Below are 19,435 nucleotides of genomic sequence, written 5' to 3' on the forward strand. Positions count from 1 at the left end.
CCTAAGGTGTGCGCTATGGCACTGCTAACAGAACGTACGTTGCTCGGCCCCGGCCCGAGCAACCCGTATCCGGAGGCAACGGCGGCCCTGGCGGCTCCGCTGTTGGGTCACCTGGACCCGGAGTTCATCCGTATCCTCGACCGCACCTGCGAACGGCTGCGGACCGTGTGGGGTACCGAGAACCCGCTGACCATGCCGCTGTCCGGGACCGGTTCGATCGGGATGGAGGCCGCGTTCGCCAACACGGTACGTCCCGGAGACGTCGTGGTGGTCGCGGTCAATGGCCTGTTCGGCACCCGCATGTGTGAGGTGGCCTCTCGGTACGGCGCCGAGGTGGTCCGCGTCGATCATGAGTGGGGAACGCCGGTCGACGTGGAGCTGGTGCTGGCCGCCCATCCCAGTCCGGCCATCGTGGCTGCGGTCCACGCCGAGACCTCGACGGGTGTGCGCAGCGACATCGGCGCCCTCGGTGCCGCGTTGCGCTCCCGCTCCCCAGAGACGCTGTTGCTGGCGGACTGCGTCACCTCCATTGCCGGAGACACCCTGGAGGTGGATGACTGGGGTGTGGACATCGGGTATGCGGGCACCCAGAAATGTCTGGGCGTTGCTCCCGGCCTGGCCCCGTTCACCTTCTCGGAACGGGCCTGGCAGCGGCGGGTGGAAAATCCCCCCGTGTGGTACCTCGACCTGGGGCTGCTAGGGGCCTATGTGCGCGGCGGACCGGGTGGACGCGCCTACCACCACACGGCTCCGGTCGCAATGATCGCCTCCTTGGATGCGGGTCTGGGCCGCATCCTGGACGAGGGACTCCCCGAGGTCGCCGCACGTCACCGGGCCGCGGGCCAGATGCTCCAGGACGGCCTCATCGACATGGGGCTCGAACTGTTCGCTGCACCCGGGCATCGGCTGTCGCAACTGACCACGGTGCGGGTTCCGGACGGGGTGGACTCGGCCAAGGTCCGTGCGCAGCTCCTGTCGGAGTACGACCTGGAGATCGGCGCGGGCGTTGGGGAGTTCGCCGCAGGGGTGTGGCGGATCGGTCTGATGGGGCGCAACGCCGCACCCGAACGGGTGGAACTCGTGTTGGGGGCGCTGCGTCGCGTACTGAAACAGCACGGCGCCCTGTAGATTTCCCCGGATTTTCGCGTCGCCGGAGTTCGCTCCTGGTCCGGGGGCCTCCCCGGGGCGAGGCCCCCGGACCAGGATTCCCGCTGACGTGGTGGCTCCGCTACACGCCGTAGACCCAGCTCGCCAGGGTGTACATGACGCCCAGCACGAGCAGCAGCGCGATGATGTTGAGCCACACCCCGGCCTTGACCATCTGGCCCACCTTGATGTGTCCGGTACCGAACACAATGGCGTTGGGCGGGGTGGCCACCGGCAGCATGAAGGCGAGCGATGCGGCCAGGGCGGCCGGAATGACCAGGGCCATCACGTCCAGATGCATGCCGATGGCAACCGCGGCCATGATGGGGATGAAGATGTTGGCGGTGGCGGTGTTGCTGGTCAGCTCGGTCAGCAACAGCACAATCCCTGCGACGACCAGCACCAGCACCCATCCGGGCACGCCGGCGAGGCCCTCCACTCGCTCCCCGATCCAGGAGCTCAGGCCGCTGGCCTCGAACTGCGCGGACAGGGACAGGCCACCGCCGAAGAGAAGCAGGATCCCCCAGGGGAGCTGGGCGGCGGTCGTCCAGTCCAACACCGGGGTGCCACGCCGCCCGTCGACGGGGATCAGGAACAGCACAATCGCCACGGTGATCGCGATTCCGGCGTCACTGACGCTTTCCAGCCACGGCGCCGCCGCGAGGACCGCGTCGATGCTCTGGAGGGTGGAGTTAAGGATCCAGGCCAGGGCGGCCAGTGCGAAGACCACGAGCACGATCCGCTCGCCCCGGGACATGGGACCCATCTCCCGCAGCTGGTCGCGAATGAGCTCGCGTCCCCCCTCCAACTCGGAGATCTTCGGGGGGAAGACCACGCGGGTCAGCACGAACCAACAGACCACCAGGAACACCGCGGCGAGGGGCACACCGATGAGCATCCACTGGCCAAAACTCACGTGGATGTCGTGGTTCTCGGCGAGGTAGCCGGCCATGAACACATTGGGGGGTGTGCCGATCAGGGTGGATACCGAACCGATCGAGGACGCGTAGGCGATTCCCAGCAGCAGCGCCGTGGCGAAGTTGGAATCGGTGTGGCCGCCCCGATTCTGTGCGACGAGCGCGAGCACCGAAATGCCGATCGGCAGCATCATGATCGTGGTGGCAGTGTTGGACACCCACATCGTGATAAACGCGGTGGCAAGCATGAACCCCGCGATGAGCATGGTGGGACTGAACCCCACCCAGCTGACGATGGTCAGGGCGATGCGCCGGTGCAGGTTCCAGCGCTGCATGGCCAGCGCCAGCATGAATCCGCCCATGAACAGGAAGATGAGGTGGCTGGCGTAGGGGCTGGCCGCCCCACCGATATCCGTGACACCGAGAACGGGGAACAGCACCAGCGGGAGCAGTGCCGTGGCAGGCAGCGGGATCGCCTCGGTCATCCACCACACGGCCATCAGGGCGGCAACCGCCGCGGTGGCCCGCGCCAGGTGTGCGGGCGCCTCCGGGCTCAGGCCGAGCGCTTCCAGCTCGTCGGCACGCACCTGCCCGGCGGCCCCGTCGGGAACGGGGGGAACGATATCGGGCATGAGGATGTACAGCGCTATGGCCGCAACAATTCCGAGTACGAGCCCGATGCGTTTGCGTAGGGTCGAGTTGGTGTCCTCGGCGCTGCTGTGATCATCCTCCCTCGCCCCGGTATCGGTGGTGGATTCGGTGGTTGACGACATTCGGGGGACTCCTCGGTCTCCAATGGACGTGGTGGAAGGCGCGGCCGATCCGACCGCCGACACCCCGGATTACCTGGATGTTTCCCGGGGGTTGCCGCATGTGATGGTCATCACCGACCGCTGTTGCCCGCAAGACATCCCCGCAAGAGTTGGGATTCTTCTGACATTGCGCGACCCTGTGCACAACGACGGACACCATGCGCGCTCGCTAGACTGGCGGCGTGCGTGACCTGCCCGTATCCCGACGCACCACACTGCGGATCTCCGCCCTGGCGGCGGTCGCGGGGCTGGGAGCCGAGCACGACAGCGAAGCGGCAACCATGCCCGCCGAGCTGCGGTTGGCCACCGGCCCGCCGGGGGCCGTGTACCGGGTGGTCGGCGCGGCACTGGCGGAGGCCCTGGAGGCGCACTTCCCCCACATGCAGGTGCACACGGTTCCCAGCCGCGCTTCCACGGACAATGTGGATCTCCTACGCGCGGGTGAGGTGGATATCGGCCTGTCCAGCCTCGACGCCGCTGCGACGGCGCACGGCGCGGCCCCCTCCGAGATTCGTGCCCTCGGGCGCATCTATGACAGTCATCTCCATCTGGTCGTCCCGGCGAGTTCCCGGGTGCGCAGTCTGGACGACGTGTCCAACCGGCGCGTGTCCCTCGGGGCCCGGGACTCGGGCACCGAATTCACCTGCCAGCGGCTCCTGGACCAGGCCGGGGTGGATGTGGAGGTGGTGCGCCTGGATCAGGCGGACTCCGCTCGGGCTCTGCACAACGGCCAGATCGACGCGGCATTCTCGCTGACCGGGATTCCCACACCGGCGATCCTGGACCTGGCACGGGAACGCCGCCTGCGTCTGGTGGCCCTGCCCGAGGCCACGGATCTGCTGGCGCGGATCGATCCCGGGCCCTACGCCCCCGGGACCATTCCGGCCACGGCCTATCCCGGCCTGGCCAGCACCCCGACGGTCGCGGTGCCGAACGTGCTGCTGGCTCGGTCCCGACTGACCGTTGACACGGCGCGGCTGGTCACCGGGACAGTGTTTTCCCGGGCCGAGGCGATCGGCGCGAACCGACCGGAAGCCAGCCAGATCAACGTCCGCACCGGCATCGCGACAGGGCCGCTTCCCCTACACCCGGGAGCGGTGGCGTGGTTCCGCGAGCAGAAACGTTAGGGATCTCCATCCCGAACCAGTGGCAGTTCCACGTACACGGTGAGGCCGGGGCGAGACTCCCGTGCTGCCGCGCTGCTCGACTCCAGCCACAGCCGTCCCCCGGCGGCCTCAACCAGCTCCGCACAAATCGCCAGGCCCAGGCCACTTCCCGGAGTGTTCTGGTGTGTGGACGAACGCCAGAACCGGCCCAAAGCCGCACTCCGCTCGTCGGCGCCCAAGCCGATACCGTCGTCACACACCCACAGGGCAACCCGATCGGCACCCTCGGATCCGGTTCCCGCCCCGATCTCCAGCCGGGTTCCTCCGGACAGGCGCAGTGCGTTACTGACGAGTTCGTCCAGAATGCTTCCGAGACCACCGGGGGGCTCCAACACCACCAGTGTCGACGGGACGTTGATGGTCAGGTCGATCCCGCCGTCGGCGGCGAGGGCCCGCCAGCGGGGCGCATGAGTGTCCATGATCTCGTCGACGTGGACCGGTTCGGCCTGCCGCGCGCTGTCCAGGCGCGTGGCGGCCAGCAGCGAATTCAACATCCGGTGCATGGCCTTGGTCTCCTCCACCGCTTCGGTGTGTGCCCGCCGGGCGTCGGGCCCATCGAGATACACCCCGAGGTTCTCCACCGCCAGGCGCAGGCTGGCCAGCGGGTTACGCAGCTGGTGGGAGGCGTCGGAGACGAAGGCCCGCTGCCGCTGGAGCGCACGGTCCACCACCTCGACCATGGTGTTGAAGGACCGGGACAGGCGCCGCAACTCCGGCGGTCCTCCCGAGGCCGACACCCGGGTGGCCAGGTCGCCCTCCGCAACGGCGGCGGTCGCCTCATCAAGCTGACGCACCGGCCGCAACACCCAGCGCGACACCGGCCAGGTGACCGCCGCGAGGCCGGCCAACGGCACCAGCGCCGCCAGCCCGATCCACGCCCAGCTGCCCAGCACGTCGACCGCGAGGGACCGCGTGCCCGCATGGGCGACGACCACCCCCACCACCTCGGTGTCCCGTCCGACCGGTTCGGCCACCACCATCGGGGCCTGATTCCAGGGCCAGACGACAGTGGGCGGCTCGGGGCGGTACCCGGCCAGGGCCTGGTCCACGATGCGTTCCGTTTCGGGGGCCGCCAGCCAGTCCGGGGACGGGGAGCTTCTGGGCCAGGAGGCCAGCACGACCTCACCCGCCGGGTCCACCAGTGCCACCGGAATGTCGTACACCTCCGCGTAGCGGCGCAGTTCCAGTTCCAGAGCTTCGGTACGGTCGCTGGACAGCGCCGTCTCAGCGAGGGAGGCGAACCGCCCCACGTCGTTGAGCCGATCAATGTAGGTGTCCTGGGTCCGTTGCTGCGCGACGATTCCACCCACCGGACCCCCCAGCGCCGCCACCAGCAACACGGCCAACGGCAGCAGAACCGCGAGGAGACGACGCAGCATCAGGACGAGGTGGGGTTCACGACCGGGGTGGGCTCGGCACGCAGCCGGTAGCCGACCCCGCGCACGGTCTGGATCGGTACCGTAGTGCCGATCTTGGCGCGCAGGGCCGCGATGTGTGTATCCAGGGTGCGGGTTGCGGCCTCCCAGGTGCTGGCCCATACCTGGTCGAGAATCGTCGACCGGTCGACCACCGCTGGAGCGCGGCTGGCCAGCAGCGCCAGCAGGTCGAACTCCTTGCGCGTCAGCTCGACGGTGCGCCCATCGAGAGTGACGCCCCGCACCTCAGTGTCCACGACGAGCGGGCCCAGCCGCAGCGGCTCGGCCGCGGCGGTCGAAACGGCCCGTGCCGCCCTGGTACGACGCAACACCGCATCGATACGTGCCAGCAGCTCGGGAACACCGAAGGGCTTGACCACATAGTCGTCGGCACCGGTCCGCAATCCACGTACGCGTTCACGTTCCTCGGCCCGGGCCGTCACCGCGATCACGGCCGTCTCGGGGCGACGACGTAGCTCACGCAAGACGTCGATTCCATCAGCGTCGGGCAGCCCGAGATCGAGCAGTACCACGTCCGCGGGTGCGGCACTGCGGGCCGCGGCCGCGGACGCCACCCGCGACACCTCGAATCCGGCGTTGCGCAGGGCTGTGGACAACCCGCGCGCCACTCGGTCGTCGTCCTCCACCACCAGGATGCGCATATCTCACCATGCTAGAGCGCATTCGGCGAGCAGCCACGGAACGGGCCCGCGGCACCCAGCCAACCGGGATGGCGGGCACGTCCGTCGACAACGTCACCGCGGAGCGCGTAGCTTGCTGGTGGCCACATCACCGCTGGGAGAATCGGAGACGCCGCATGCCGACGAACGTACAGGCCGCGCTTGCTGGGCTGAACGCAATCCGCCCCACACTTACTGAGCTGTACAAGGACCTGCACCAGCATCCGGAACTGTCGTTCGCCGAGCACCGCACCGCCGAAGTCGTCGCCCAGCGACTGAGCGAGATCGGCCTGGAGGTGACCACAGGCGTCGGCCACACGGGCGTGGTGGGTGTGCTCCGCAACGGTGTGGGTCCCACGGTGCTGCTCCGCGCGGACTTCGACGCGCTTCCGGTGGCGGAGCAGACAGGGCTGGCCTATGCCAGCACCGCCACGGGCACGGACCCTGACGGGACAACCGTCCCCGTAATGCACGCCTGCGGCCACGATATGCACGTATCCTGCCTGGAGGGGGCGCTGCGTCTGCTGCGCAACGCCGCTCACCTGTGGTCGGGGACCGTGCTGGCCGTGTTCCAGCCCGCCGAGGAGATCGGCACGGGGGCGCGGGCGATGATCGAGGACGGCCTGTTCGAACGGTTCGGCACTCCCAGTGTGTGCCTGGGGCAGCATGTCATGCCGGTTCCGGCGGGAACGGTTGCAGCGCATCCCGGCCCGTGCTTCTCGGCGTCCGACTCGTTTCGAGTCACCCTCCACGGCACCGGTGGGCACGGCTCGCGCCCCGAAGCGGCGGTGGATCCGGTGGTGATGGCGGCAGCTACGGTGATGCGGCTCCAGACCGTCGTCTCGCGGGAGATCGCAGGCGACGACATGGCGGTGGTGACCGTGGGCTCGCTGCACGCCGGCAGCAAGGAGAACATCATCCCGGACAGCGCCGAGTTGAAGCTGAACATCCGGAGCTACGACGAGGAGGTGCGCCAGACCGTGCTCGCGGCCGTGCGGCGGATCATCCACGCCGAATCGGTCGCAGCCGGGGCACCCCGAGAACCACGCATCGAGCCGCTCGGTGAGTTTCCGGTTCTGGTGAACACCCCCGAAGCCACCGAGCACACCATGGACGCCTTTCGCGACCACTTCGGTGACAGCCGGGTCTTCGACTCCGGGCGGATCACCGGGAGCGAGGACGTGGGCCTCTTCGCAGAGGCCGCCGGGGCTCCGAACTGCTACTGGCTGTTCGGCGGAGCCGATCCCGACACCTATGCGCGGGCCGCAGAGGCCGGGCGCGTGGCCCAGGACATCCCCGCCAACCATTCCCCGTTCTTCGCTCCGGTCATCGAACCGACGCTGGGAACCGGGGTGTCGGCCATGGTCACTGCCGCACTCGCCTGGCTGGGACCGCCGCAGGTATAGCCGCTGGCCCCGGCCGCATCGCAGCATGCAGGAATCGCTAACCTCACCATCGTGCGGTAGCTGAACCAACCGCCGCGACAGCCCGGAACGAGAGAGCCCGCGATGTCCGACACCCCTCCCCCCAGCTCGTCCAATATCCCGGCTCCACCGCCCGAACTGCCCGAGGAACTGACCCCCCTGCACAACAGCGATCCACGCTCGCTAGGACCGTTTCGGATCGTGGGGCGGCTCGGTTCTGGTGGGATGGGCGTGGTATTCGGTGCGCTGGATGACAACGACCATTGTGTCGCGGTCAAGACCATTCATGCGGAAAACGCTGCCGACCCTGCGCTTCGCTCCGCCTTCACCACGGAGATCGACCTGTTGGCGCAGGTACACGGAATGTGCGCCCCACGCCTGTACGCCGCCGACCCAACGGCCACCACACCGTGGCTGGCGTGTTCCTATGTTCCGGGGCATAACCTCCGCGGCTACGTCAACAAATACGGCCCCCTGTCCGGTGCGCACCTCACCGCCGTTGCCGCCGGGATCGCCGAGGCCCTGGTTGCGGTGCATGCCGCCGGGGTGGTCCATCGGGACATGAAACCCGCCAACGTCATCCTCGCACCCAGCGGCCCCACCCTGGTGGACTTCGGTATCGCCGCACCCGTCGACGCGGGCGCAGAACACGGTCCCAGTTACGGAACTCCGGGCTGGACCGCCCCAGAGCGTTATTCCGGAGCCGCCCCCCCACCCAGCCGCGGACGTGTTCGCCTGGGGTGCACTGGTTGCCCTGGCCGCGACCGGACACGATCCGTTCGGCAGCGGGACCGCCACCGAGCTGCGGGAACGGGTTCGGGACGGTCACGCCGATCTGGAAGGCGTACCGGCGGACCTGGCGTCCTTGGTTGCCGCCGCCCTGAGCGTGGATCCCGGCCAACGTCCGCACGCGGCCCAACTTCTGGAGCACATCCTGCCCGCCCCACCAGCGGACACGACGGCTCCCCAGCCCGACGTCGAGAACTTCGGTTCCTCAGCTCGTACTCGGCTCGCCCTGTTCCTGGCCGAGCACTGGCGGGGCTTCTCCGCCGCCGGCCACGATCCGGCCCTTTGGGCGGCAGCCACCGGGAGCGCGGTGACCGCCGGGGCAGCCGGGCTTGCGGGGGCAGCGACACTGCCGGCCATGGGCGGTGCGCCGGCCACAGCCGGTGGCGCGGGCAGCGCAACCATAACGGGCGGTGGAATCAGTGCCGCCAGCATGACCGGTGGTGGCGCGGGTGCGGGCGGAACGATCCCAGCGGCCAGCCTCACCGGGGCCGGTGCGACCGCGAGCTCGGGAATGGGCACCGGCACGATCGCAGCAATTAGTGCAGGAGCCATCGTGGTGACCGCGGCGGCAGGTGGGGGTGGATATCTTGCCTACGAACAACTCCGCGACCCCACGCCTCAGGAAGCCGTCGAACAGGCCATCGAGATGGTCACAACCGCACAGAGCATAGAAGCCGAGCGAACGTGGGAGGTGGGCGCCCAACGTGCCGCGGAACTCTACGGCGACACCCACGATCCCGAGACGATGATCGCCCTGTCCCAGCAGACCTACACCCACAGCTACACCAGCACGCCCGAGCCACGTTTCGCGACGGCTGTGAGCGGCGACGGCGCCGTTGGCGGGTATCTGCACGTGGATGGCCAGCTCCTGTACGAGAACCCGGAGGACCCCCTGGATGGCTACCGTGAAGTGGGGGCTTCCGACGGGGCGCAGCCCCTGGACCATCCCACGAACTTGGAGAACCCCACCACACACACCCCCCGGTCCCTGACCACCGAACTCCGCGCGATCGCCGAATCCCCAGCGGTCACCGATGCCGAGGACTTCGACGACAGCGACAGCAACAACGACACTGCGGCCGGCCAGGAAACCTGGCTGCTGTCCGGGACCTTCGATCACGAAGCACTCGTCACCGTGGACGAACCCTCCCTCCAGGGAGAGATCCAGCAGGAACTCCGGAGCGAGGAGGCCGAATTCGAGCTGTGGCTGTCCGTCGAGGACGCACAGCCCGTGCAGTTGGAGTACAGCAGCCCCAGTGAGCGGGTCACTCTGGAGTTCCTGGAGCTCAACGGATCGGTAAGCATCGATGCACCCGATGCGGACGACATTATCGTGGCTCGTTGCGCCGAACCGTTCCCCGGACCAGCGGGAGACCTCTACCTTGATCCGGTCACCCCGGGGTTGGACTGCGCCGAGGCGCGGCGCGTCCTGGACGGCTACTACGAGAACCCGAGCGGGGAAGTTCGGGGAAGCAGTGGCAGGGGAACCTTTGAGGACTGGTTCTGCTCCTGGACCCCGGAAAGCCAGGTGACACCGGCAGCGGCCGACTACGTCGGCAGTTGCAGCCGCGCGGACGGCGTGGCTGACGGCCTCTCCGCCGCACAGTCCATCGCCCCCGAGGATTTCGAGGAGACCTTCGAGCTCTACACGGAGCCGAGGTAGTCATCGGTCAGCCACGTCGAATCCGACCGGTCCGGACCAGCCGCGGCCCGAAGTCGTAGCCGACCTCCTCCAGGCGCTCCCGAGCGGCCTTGGCGCGAAGCACGGTGATCTCGTCGAACAGCTGGTTGTACAGCACGTTCGGGGTCAGGTGCAGTGTGGCGCGGACCGCCCCCAGCCCCGCGCTGGTGGCGGCCTCGACACCGGGGAACTCCGGAAGGATTCCGTAGGCGTCCCGGGCCCAACGCGGAAGGCTGTAGTAGGCCAGTGCACCGATCGGCAGCCACAGTGGCTTCATGGGGGCGAGCCAGGCCAGCCGTTGTGGGACGCGCGGCCACATCAGGAATCGGGTGGCCGCACGGGCCTCCTCAGTGACGCGGAGGCGGGGACGCATCTCGGCGAGATAGCGCCGCATCTGGGCCGTGGATCCGGGCACGTCCCGGGGTTCGAGGCCGACGTATGTGGCGGTACGCTGCTGTTCCGCGAAGTAGGCATCGGCCCCGGCCTCGCTGATGCGCAGTCCGGACCGGGTGACGATCTCCAGGTAGGACGTCACCTCGGCACAGTGCACCCACAGCAACAGCTCGGGGTCGTCGGCGCGGTGTCCCTTCCCGGTCTCGGGGTCGGTGAAGGAGATGCTTCGGTGGACAGCCCGCACCCGCCGCCCGACCTCGTCGGCCTCGGCTGGGGTTCCGTAGGTGGTCACCGCCACGAAGTCGGCGGTACGCAGGAGTCGCCCGGTGGGATCCCGCATAAAGTCCGAGCGCTGCCACACGCCCTGCATCGCCACCGGATGCAGGGCCTGCAACATGAGCGCTCGCACCCCCGCCACCCACATGGCACGGTCGAGGTGCACCGCCCAGGTGACGCTCTCCGGGGCGGAAACGGTGAGACCGGCGCTTGCTCCCATGGGTGAAATGTCACCACACGACGTGCGTGGACGAAAACGGGGGGCTCCCCCGGCCTCGCCCACGTCCCCAGCCCGTGGGTCCGTGGGTCCGCCCACCACAGCGAGTCCCACCCCGCACACCCCATTCTCGAATTGGCACCAATCCGCCAGGCCGTGGGCGCCGAATGCCAGATGTGAGACACGACGACTTCGGCACAGCTCGACGGCATGCCCCCACGTGGTCCGGCGTCCAGGGCGCCCTCGTGGGGCTTCTGGTGACGGCGCTGGCGCTGGGGGTCGCGGAGCTGGCCGCGGCACTGTGGCAGGTACCCGGCCCCGTCGTGTTGGTCGGTGACGCCGTCGTCGACCTCAGTCCGGCGACACTCACCGCGTGGAGTATGGACCAACTTGGGGAGTACCAGAAGCCGGTCCTCCTCAGCGGCATCCTCGGGATGCTCGCCCTCAGCGCACCAGTCCTGGGCGCGGCCGCGCTCAACCGTCCATGGGTCGGGTATGTCGGCCTGCTGGGGTTCGCCGTCGTGGGAGCAATCGCGGTGCTCGTCCAGCCCGCCCACGGCCCGACGGCTCTGGCTGCCCTCGCGTCGGGAACGGGTGCGGGTGCCGTCGGCCTCGGGGTTCTGCTGCACCAGGCGCGCAGAACCCGGGCTGCTGGCGAATCGTTGGCCGTGTCCCCGTCCCCGTCCCCGGGCCCGGGCCAGGCCGGCCCAGGTAGCGGCACTAGTGACGCGTCAGACTCGTTGGGTCGTCGCGTCGAGGAGGAAACCGGTGCGGCTGCGGAGCCTGCGGGGGCCTGCGCAGCTGTGCCGGCACGCCGCGGATTCCTGATTGCCGGTGCGGGGGTGTTGGGGACGGCAGTCACCACGGCCGGGATCGGCCGGTGGCTGGCAGGGGCCACTGGTGCAGCCGCTGCGCGGGAGCAGCTGCGGCTTCCCGCCCCCCAACAGCCGCTTCCTCCCCTTCCCGGGAGCGCCGATCTCGACATTCCCGGACTGGCCCCGTTCCGCACCCCCAACACCGACTTCTACCGCATCGACACCGCGCTGCGTGTACCCCGGGTCCCACCGCAGCAGTGGGTTCTGCGGGTGCACGGGATGGTGGACCGGCCTCTCCAGCTCAGTTTCGACGACATCCTGCGTCGGGATCTCACCGAGGCCGACACCACGCTCACCTGCGTCTCCAATGAGATCAACGGTGACCTCGTGGGAAACACACGCTGGTTGGGGGTGGACCTGGCCGAGATTCTGCGCGAGGCGGGGGTCGCCGCATCCGCCGACCAGATCCTGAGCACCTCAACTGACGGCTGGACCTGCGGAACCCCGACTGAGGTCGTCCTGGACGGTCGGAACGCGCTGTTGGCGATCGGCATGGCCGGTGAGCCGCTTCCGCTCCGGCACGGCTTCCCGGCCCGGATGGTCGTTCCCGGCATCTACGGATTCGTTGGTGCCACCAAGTGGGTCACCGACATCAAACTGACCCGGTTCGCCGACGAACAGGCCTACTGGGCCCAGCGGGGCTGGGCCGTGCGCGCCCCCATCAAAACCATGTGCCGCATCGACGTTCCCGGTGCATTCGCCGAGGTCCCCGCCGGAGAGACCATCGTGGCGGGGGTCGCCTGGGCGCAGCGCCGGGGCATCGACGGGGTCGAGGTTCGCGTGGACGGCGGCGCCTGGCGGCAGGCGGAACTCGCCGAAGTTCCCGGGGTCGATACCTGGCGTCAGTGGGTCGCCGAACTCCCGCTGGACCCAGGGGGACACACCATCGAGGCCCGCGCAACCGATGGAGCGGGCGACACACAGACCGGAGACCGAACCGATCCGATCCCCGACGGGGCCACCGGCTGGCCCTCGATCCGGATCACCGCGAGCTGACCCGGTGCCCCGATGGGCCGGGTCTACGGTAATCACCCAGTGAGGAGACAGAGAAATGAGAACCACCCAGCTGATCGTCGCGAGTTCCGCGGCCGTTCTCACCTTCGGGTTGGCAGCCTGCGACACCGCCGACATGGAGGACGACGCCGACACCGGCGCGGACACAGAGCAGGGGGAGGACACCGAGCAGGACCGGGACACAGACACCGACACCGATGCGGACGCCGCCATGGACGAGCCTTTCGGTACTGCCTGTGCGGCCGTCCCCGACGAAGGCGATGGCAGCTTCGAGGGCATGGCCCAGGATCCCGTCGCCACGGCCGCGTCCAATAATCCGGAGCTGTCGACGTTGGTGGAAGCCGTCGACACGGCCGATCTCGTTGACACGCTGAACAGCGCCGAGGACATCACGGTGTTCGCGCCGGCCAACGACGCCTTCGCCGGGATTCCCGAGGAGGACCTCAACGCGCTGTTGGACGACCAGGACGAGTTGACCGAGGTGCTGACGTACCACGTGGTGGAGGGCACGCACGCCCCGTCCGATCTGGAGGACGGCAGCTTCACCTCGCTCCAGGGCGAGGAGGTTACCACCACCGGTTCGGGTGAGGACTACACCGTCAATGATGCGGCCAACGTGGTCTGCGGCAACGTTCAGACCGCCAACGCCACGGTGCACATCATCGACGAGGTCCTCATGCCCTGAGGCGAGATCTGCGAGACTCCTGGTCGGGCCCAGCGGTGCGGCGGGCCCGACCAGGTCCACCCTCACCCCGATGGCGCAGCAGTCACCGGCACAGCAGTGACGGAGCAGTGACGGAGTACACATGACCGAGGACCCCGCTGCCGGCGGACTGCATTCCCTGGGGGCGCACACCGGCCAGCAGTCCGATCTGGACGCACTGATCCGCACCGTTGCCCGTGGCGACGAGCGGGCCTTCGAGGCACTGTATGACCAGGTCAGCCCGGCGGTGTACGGTCTGATCCGACGGATTCTGCGGGATCCGGCCCAGTCCGAGGAGGTCGCCCAGGAGGTTCTGGTCGAGATCTGGCGTAGCGCCTGTCGGTTCGATGACCACCGCGGGAGCGCGCTGTCCTGGATCATGACCCTCACGCACCGCCGTGCCGTGGATCGGGTGCGTTCCACCCAGGCCAGCAGTGACCGTGAGGAGCGGGCCGCAGCGGCGCAGGCCACCCTTCCCTTCGACCAGGTGGAGGAGGAGGCAACGAGTCGGTTGGAGCGCGAGCGGGTGCGTCGCTGTCTGGACAGCTTGACCGAGCTCCAGCGACAGTCGGTCACACTCGCCTACTACGGTGGATACACCTACCGTGAGGTCGCCAGGCTGTTGTCCGCGTCCCTAGGGACCGTCAAAACCCGCATGCGGGACGGTCTGATCCGGCTGCGCGACTGCCTGGGGGTGGAACGGTGAGTGGACGAATGCGCCAGGACCTGCACACACTGGCCGGTGCCTACGCTCTCAACGCCCTCTCCGGAGAGGATCTGCGCCGGTTCGAGGATCATCTCAGCCACTGCGACTCCTGTCGCCAGGAGGTTCGGGGACTCACCGAGACCACGGCGTTGCTGGGGACGGTCGCGGCCCGCACCCCGCCCGCCGATCTTCGCCGTCGGGTCCTGGAACAGATCGCGACAACGCGCCAGCTCGCACCACAGCCCGCGGCGGAGCCACGGCCACGAGGCTGGTGGCGACGTTGGGGCCCGGGGATCGCGCTGGCCGCGTGCCTGGTGGTGATACTCGCGTTGGGCGGCATCGCGTGGGATCAGCACCGGCAGTTGGAGAACTATCGCACAGCAGAACGGCAGGTCGCCGAGGTTCTCGCCGCTCCGGACGCGACCTGGACCCACGCCGCCCCGGAAGAGGGTGTCAGCGTCACCATGGTGACCGCCCCCAGCCAGGAACGGCTGGTGTTCAGCGCGCACGGCCTGGAACGCCTCGATGAGGAGGACTATCAGCTCTGGCTGACCGAAGGCGACGGCACGGCGCACTCCGCGGGCGTGCTCGACGTCGCCGCCGACGGCCTGGTGGAGCCGATGGTCGCCGAGCCCCTCACCAACATGCACGCCGTCGCGGTCACGGTGGAGCCACGAGGTGGCTCCGACGAGCCCACGACCGAGCCCATGATGGCTATGCCGATCGAGGAATAGACCACAGCACCACACTCCCGAAATTCGTCGCGGATTTCGGGAGAACCGAGCAATCCTCCACTCTCCCGGCTCCGAATACCCAGGAGAGAGGAGGCGCCAGTGCCAGCCACCGAGTCGCCAACCGGCGTTCACCAGACCAGTGCCCGGCGGATCGCGGTGATCGGTTCGGGCGTTGCGGGACTCACTGCGGCCTATGCGTTAACACGTACCGGGGCCATGGTCAGTCTCCTCGAGGCCGACTCCCGGCTGGGGGGGACACGCGCACACCCACGAGCTCCGTGATGCCACCGGCACCCGCATGTCTGTGGACAGTGGCTTCATCGTGCACAACCCACGCACCTATCCCCAGCTTCGCCGGCTGTTCACCGAACTCGGTGTCACAACCCGCGCCACCGAGATGAGCCTGTCGGTGTCCTGTGCGGAGTGTGGCCTGGAGTACGCCGGCGACTCGTTTGGGGTGGGCTGTGCAGTGGGGCACGGTGCGCATGCTCGGGATCTTTCAGTCTGATGCGCCCACTGCGGTGTCTGATGAGGTGATCGGCTTCGTCGCTGAGCAGCTGGGGGTTGATCCCGCCTGTGCCGCGGAGTATCGCACCCGTTCCAAGACTGCCTATGAGCACGCCTGAGAGATCCAGGACCTTCTTGGGTATCGCGACTTCACTGACGGCGAGGAGGAGTTGCGCGCCTTTGTGGCTGCCCGGGTATGGGCCACCGAGGAGTGGCCGCGTGTCCTGTTCGACCGGGCTGTGGTGTATCTGTTGGACCACAAGGTGCTGCTGCCGGGGCTCACGGTGCTGTCTCGTGTGGCCTCCCAGGTTCACCGTGACGAGAACGCCAGTCTGCATGCGCTGCTGTACGAACGTAATCCGCACCAGGTCCGCTCGCGTATGAGCGACCTATTGATGGTTGCACCGCACACCTGGGTCTCGGAGCTGGAGAATCTACGTACCGAACCCACACGCACCTCCAGCCGGGGCATGGTTGAGGCGTTGGATCGTGTCTCTTCCATCGCCGGAATCGGGGCGGGAAAGGTGGAGGTGGGCGAGGTGCCCGCGGGGAAGCTGGACACTTTAGCCAAGTACGGGCTGAAGTCCAAGGCCCCCACCCCGCGGGATCTGACCGAGCCCCGTCACACGGCCACGCTGTTGGCCACTGTGCGCTGCCTGGAGACCTCTTCGGTCGATGACGCCCTGGATGTGTTGGATCTGCTGATCACTTCCCGGCTGCTTAACCGGTCGGTGCGTGAGGGCAATGACGACAAGCTCAACGCGTTGCCGCATCTGCGCTCCGCGGCAAAACGCATGGCCTCGGCTTTGGAGGTGCTCATGGCCACCCCGCAGGCCCACGGCGAACGGGTGGTCTCGCTTCCGCAGGTGTGGAACGCCATCGAGGAGGTCGTGAACCGAGAGCAGCTTAGGGATGCGGTCACGATGGTGGCTGCGCAGGTGCCCTCCACCGACGACGGGGTCGCTGAATGGCGTGCCCGGCTGGTTAAGCGCTACCGCACGGTGCAGGGCTTCATCGGGCTGGTGCTGGAGGTCATCGACTTTGAGGCCACCGAGGCCGGACGCCCGGCCCTTGCCGCGCTGGGCACCGCGGCGACCATGGCGCGCAGCCGCAAGCACGACCGCGTCGAGGACATCGCTGAGCATGCCGCATTGACCGGTGGGTCCTGGAAACGCCCCATTTTTGCCACCCCCGATTTGGACGCCACCCGCATCGACAAGGCCGCCTTCATCATGTGCACGGTCGAGCACCTGCATCGGGCGCTCAAACGCCGTGACGTCTTCGCCCGCGACGCCGATCGGTGGGGTGATCCGCGCGCCCGGCTACTGGATGGTCACGCGTGGCAGACCGCTCGACCTATGGTGTTGCGCACCCTGGAATTGGAGGAGGAGCCGGCTGGCCACATGACTGAACTCGCCTCAGCGTTGGATGCGGGTTACCACCGGGTCTTGGACGGGTTGGGCGCCAACACTGCGGTGCAATTCGATGGTGGCCGGCTGCGTCTTGAGCCGCTTCAGGCCGCGGCCGAGCCGCCGCTGATGCAACAGCTGCGGTCCCTGGTGGCGGCGATGATGCCGCGGGTGGATTTTCCCGAGCTGTTGATGGAGGTGGCGGGGCGTACCGGGTTTACCAGCGAGTTCACCCACATCTCCGGAGCTGATGCGCCGCGGGGCGAGTTTGAGGTGAGCTTGTGTGCGCTGCTGGTGGCCGAAGCTTGCAACGTCGGGCTGATTCCAGTGGAAAAGCCCGGCGTGGCGGCGCTGAGTCGCCACCGTCTCCACCAGGTCGACCAGGCATATGTGCGTGCCGAGACCATCGGTGCGGCCAACGCTCGCATGATCGAGGCCCAGGCCTGTATCGGTATTGTGAAGGCGTGGGGTGGCGGGCCGATCGCCTCGGCCGGTGGCATGCGGTTCGTGACACCGAGCACCAACCTGCACGCGCGAACTAATCCCAAGCACTTCGGGCTGCGTAAACGTGGCTCAACGTGGTCAACGACCGGGTGATGGGCCTGGGCAGACTGGTGGTGCCCGGTACGATGCGCGACTCCCTGTTCATCCTGGATGCCGTCCACGCCCGCGACGGCGGAGCCAAGCCCGAGGTCGTCGTCACCGACACCGCCTCCTACTCCGACATTGTCTTTGGGCTGTTCGCGATCTGTGGATATCAGTTTTCTCCACGCATCGCCGATCTGGGTGACACCCGGCTGTGGCGCACCAACCCCACGCCAGCTACGGCCCTCTGGATGCCATGTCGCGTCACAGGATCCGCCTGGACAAGATTCGGGCGCACTGGCAGGACATGCTGCGGGTGGCCGGTTCCCTGACCACCGGGACGGTGCGCGCCTACGACCTGGTGCGCATGCTGCCGCGCGAGGGGCGCCCCACCGGACTGGGCGATGCCTTCGCTCACTACGGGCGCATCGTCAAAACCCTGCACCTGTTGCAGTTTTTGCATGATGAGAGCTACCGGCGCATGATCACCGCCCAGCTCAACGTCTCGGAATCCCGCCACGGGCTGGCCCGCAAGATCTGCTTTGGTAACCGTGGCGAACTCAAGCAGCGCTACCGCAAAGAACTCGAAGATCAGCTTGGCGCCCTGGGATTGGCGCTCAACGCGGTGGTGTGGTGGAACAGCCTCTACATCGACACCGCTGTTACCCAGCTACGCGCCGACGGGTTTCCCGTCACCGAGGACATGTGCGCCCGACTATCGCCCCTGGGCTTCGACCACATCAACTTTCTGGACTCATATACCTTCCCCCAGCCCGAAGTCGAGACGGGGTTGCGCCCACTGCGCGAGCCGAGCACGCACGATAAAGAAGATCCATTTACTGGGTGAGTCACCCAGTAGGGTCAACACGCCCCCGCCCTTCCGTGAGTATCTGCACAAGGGCACCGACATCGTTCAGCACCAGTCGTATCTATCCGCGATCACCGAAAAACTGAACACCCGTACTCGCACGTGCTTGGACTTCTAACCGCCGCGAGGTGTTCCACCAGATGCTCCTCAAGGACCACCATGCACTTCAGCGAGAATCCGTCCTGTTCACCCTCCACTATCGAACCCCAGGCGCCGAAGGAGATCCTTGTCTATGGTATTGGTGTATTCATCAGCGCTGACGAACTCGAGAAGAGCAGCTATGAGCCTCTCCACCTCACTATCTCCGATTTCATTTTTTGAGATTTGACAAGGAACACTGGATTCGTCCTTGAGTATTGCAATGAACAGATGTTCAACACCTATGAAGCCGGATCCTTTTGACCTAGATATCTCACCTGCATACTTGATGATTGACGCGCATCTTGGTGTCATCGGGAGCCATTCGTCTTCAGACATCGCCCCTCCTAATGCTAATTTCTTCCCTGGCTGGCGAATAACTCTTAATTGATGTGGTTCTGCCACCGATACACCGATGGCAGAACTCGTGCAGGATATTTCGCAAGTATACTGGATCTTCGAATTTAATGGGGGATGACTTGACGGCGGGTTCGGCGGTGTACTAGCCCAGCGTGACCGTAGGCGCTAGTTAGTTCGGTTGCGGAATCCGAAGGCGTTGTGTGCTTCGAGCTTGATCAGGCGGTTGTGGCGGCGTTGGTGATGCCAGTGACTAGGTAGGCCTTGATACCGTCCCACCAGGTCTCGACGGTCTCGAACAGGGTGACCAGCTCGCCCAGGTGGGGATGGTCGGCCACATGGGCCTAGAAGCGGTGCAGTGGCCAGGCGATCTGTGCGCAGGTGGGTATGCGGCCGGTGCGGGTGCGAGCCAGGACCAGCAGTGCACGCAGTAGCTCCTGGGCGCGCCAGGCGGCCAGGAGCTGGCGTCCGGAGGTACCCATGTGGGTGAGTTCGCGTATCAGCAGGGTGTGCTGGTACAGGGCTTGTTCAAGTTTCTGATATGTCTGGTTTGCAGCTGATCCCGAAGAAGGGTAATGCTCGTTCGGGCAGGTCACGGATCGCGCGGGTGGGCGGTCCACCCC

Annotated in this window: 16 protein-coding genes and 2 pseudogenes; 12 read left to right on the forward strand and 6 right to left on the reverse strand. The window is 67.3% G+C overall.

The features are described 5' to 3' along the window. Positions 1 to 15 precede the first annotated feature (15 nt). Positions 16 to 1,128 (forward strand): pyridoxal-phosphate-dependent aminotransferase family protein, encoded by a 1,113-nt coding sequence (locus RIF23_RS02930; RefSeq protein ID WP_310910744.1) that lies wholly within the window; start codon positions 16 to 18, stop codon positions 1,126 to 1,128. A gap of 100 nt (positions 1,129 to 1,228) precedes the next feature. Here the strand turns inward: RIF23_RS02930 and RIF23_RS02935 are convergent, their stop codons facing one another. Next, positions 1,229 to 2,836: an SLC13 family permease gene (locus RIF23_RS02935; RefSeq protein WP_310910745.1), complete on the reverse strand. Its 1,608-nt coding sequence runs from the start codon at positions 2,834 to 2,836 to the stop codon at positions 1,229 to 1,231. Positions 2,837 to 3,057: 221 nt separating this feature from the next. On the opposite strand from RIF23_RS02935, the gene RIF23_RS02940 reads away from it, so the two are divergent. Beyond that, a complete protein-coding gene (locus RIF23_RS02940) occupies positions 3,058 to 4,002 on the forward strand; it encodes a TAXI family TRAP transporter solute-binding subunit (protein WP_310910746.1) in 945 nt (314 codons plus the stop codon). Here the strand turns inward: RIF23_RS02940 and RIF23_RS02945 are convergent. Together RIF23_RS02945 and RIF23_RS02950 are read right to left on the reverse strand one after the other, a co-directional pair. Then, positions 3,999 to 5,420 carry a HAMP domain-containing sensor histidine kinase gene (locus RIF23_RS02945; protein ID WP_310910747.1) on the reverse strand — a complete coding sequence of 474 codons (1,422 nt, stop codon included), beginning with the start codon at positions 5,418 to 5,420 and terminating at the stop codon, positions 3,999 to 4,001. The two genes, RIF23_RS02940 and RIF23_RS02945, sit on opposite strands and share 4 nt — an antisense overlap. Beyond that, positions 5,420 to 6,118, reverse strand: a complete 699-nt coding sequence (locus RIF23_RS02950; RefSeq protein WP_310910748.1) for a response regulator transcription factor — start codon at positions 6,116 to 6,118, stop codon at positions 5,420 to 5,422. The genes RIF23_RS02945 and RIF23_RS02950 overlap by 1 nt, the downstream gene beginning before the upstream one ends. A 155-nt stretch (positions 6,119 to 6,273) precedes the next feature. On the opposite strand from RIF23_RS02950, the gene RIF23_RS02955 reads away from it, so the two are divergent. The 3 genes and pseudogenes from RIF23_RS02955 (at position 6,274) to RIF23_RS02960 (ending at position 10,012) form a co-directional block, all read left to right on the forward strand. Next, positions 6,274 to 7,542, forward strand: coding sequence for an amidohydrolase (locus RIF23_RS02955; RefSeq protein ID WP_310910749.1), 1,269 nt, complete (start codon positions 6,274 to 6,276; stop codon positions 7,540 to 7,542). 102 nt (positions 7,543 to 7,644) lie between these two features. Continuing rightward, positions 7,645 to 8,241: pseudogene (locus RIF23_RS20765) on the forward strand (serine/threonine-protein kinase); the annotation flags it as partial. 46 nt (positions 8,242 to 8,287) lie between these two features. Then, positions 8,288 to 10,012, forward strand: coding sequence for a serine/threonine-protein kinase (locus RIF23_RS02960; protein ID WP_310910750.1), 1,725 nt, complete (start codon positions 8,288 to 8,290; stop codon positions 10,010 to 10,012). Between the two features lie 7 nt (positions 10,013 to 10,019). Here the strand turns inward: RIF23_RS02960 and RIF23_RS02965 are convergent, their stop codons facing one another. After that, positions 10,020 to 10,919: an oxygenase MpaB family protein gene (locus tag RIF23_RS02965; protein ID WP_310910751.1), complete on the reverse strand. Its 900-nt coding sequence runs from the start codon at positions 10,917 to 10,919 to the stop codon at positions 10,020 to 10,022. 164 nt (positions 10,920 to 11,083) lie between these two features. Here RIF23_RS02965 and RIF23_RS02970 point away from each other — a divergent pair, with 164 nt between their 5' ends. From RIF23_RS02970 to RIF23_RS03000, 7 genes and pseudogenes are all read left to right on the forward strand, one after another. Further along, positions 11,084 to 12,787 carry a molybdopterin-dependent oxidoreductase gene (locus RIF23_RS02970; RefSeq protein ID WP_310910752.1) on the forward strand — a complete coding sequence of 568 codons (1,704 nt, stop codon included), beginning with the start codon at positions 11,084 to 11,086 and terminating at the stop codon, positions 12,785 to 12,787. A gap of 55 nt (positions 12,788 to 12,842) precedes the next feature. Then, entirely contained in the window at positions 12,843 to 13,490 is a 648-nt protein-coding gene (locus tag RIF23_RS02975) for a fasciclin domain-containing protein (protein WP_310910753.1), read from the forward strand. A gap of 121 nt (positions 13,491 to 13,611) precedes the next feature. After that, positions 13,612 to 14,214 (forward strand): sigma-70 family RNA polymerase sigma factor, encoded by a 603-nt coding sequence (locus RIF23_RS02980; protein WP_310910754.1) that lies wholly within the window; start codon positions 13,612 to 13,614, stop codon positions 14,212 to 14,214. An 8-nt stretch (positions 14,215 to 14,222) separates the two neighbouring features. Then, positions 14,223 to 14,948 carry an anti-sigma factor gene (locus RIF23_RS02985; RefSeq protein WP_310911232.1) on the forward strand — a complete coding sequence of 242 codons (726 nt, stop codon included), beginning with the start codon at positions 14,223 to 14,225 and terminating at the stop codon, positions 14,946 to 14,948. 99 nt (positions 14,949 to 15,047) lie between these two features. Next, the gene (locus tag RIF23_RS02990; protein WP_310910755.1) at positions 15,048 to 15,230 is read left to right on the forward strand and encodes an FAD-dependent oxidoreductase; all 183 of its coding nucleotides are present in this window, start codon (positions 15,048 to 15,050) and stop codon (positions 15,228 to 15,230) included. Between the two features lie 16 nt (positions 15,231 to 15,246). Further along, on the forward strand, positions 15,247 to 15,456 hold the full coding sequence (locus RIF23_RS02995) for a hypothetical protein (protein WP_310910756.1): 210 nt from the start codon (positions 15,247 to 15,249) through the stop codon (positions 15,454 to 15,456). Beyond that, positions 15,434 to 18,296 (forward strand): annotated as a pseudogene (locus RIF23_RS03000) (Tn3 family transposase). The gene RIF23_RS02995 and the pseudogene RIF23_RS03000 overlap by 23 nt, the downstream one beginning before the upstream one ends. A gap of 207 nt (positions 18,297 to 18,503) precedes the next feature. On the opposite strand, the gene RIF23_RS03010 reads toward RIF23_RS03000, so the two are convergent. Next, entirely contained in the window at positions 18,504 to 18,794 is a 291-nt protein-coding gene (locus tag RIF23_RS03010) for a Clp protease N-terminal domain-containing protein (RefSeq protein ID WP_310910758.1), read from the reverse strand. Between the two features lie 362 nt (positions 18,795 to 19,156). Next, positions 19,157 to 19,435 (reverse strand): hypothetical protein (locus RIF23_RS03015; protein WP_310910759.1); only part of this gene is annotated, 279 nt, incomplete at its 5' end.

It is taken from the genome of Lipingzhangella rawalii (assembly GCF_031628175.1).
Classification (GTDB): Bacteria; Actinomycetota; Actinomycetes; order Streptosporangiales; family Streptosporangiaceae; genus Lipingzhangella_A; species Lipingzhangella_A rawalii.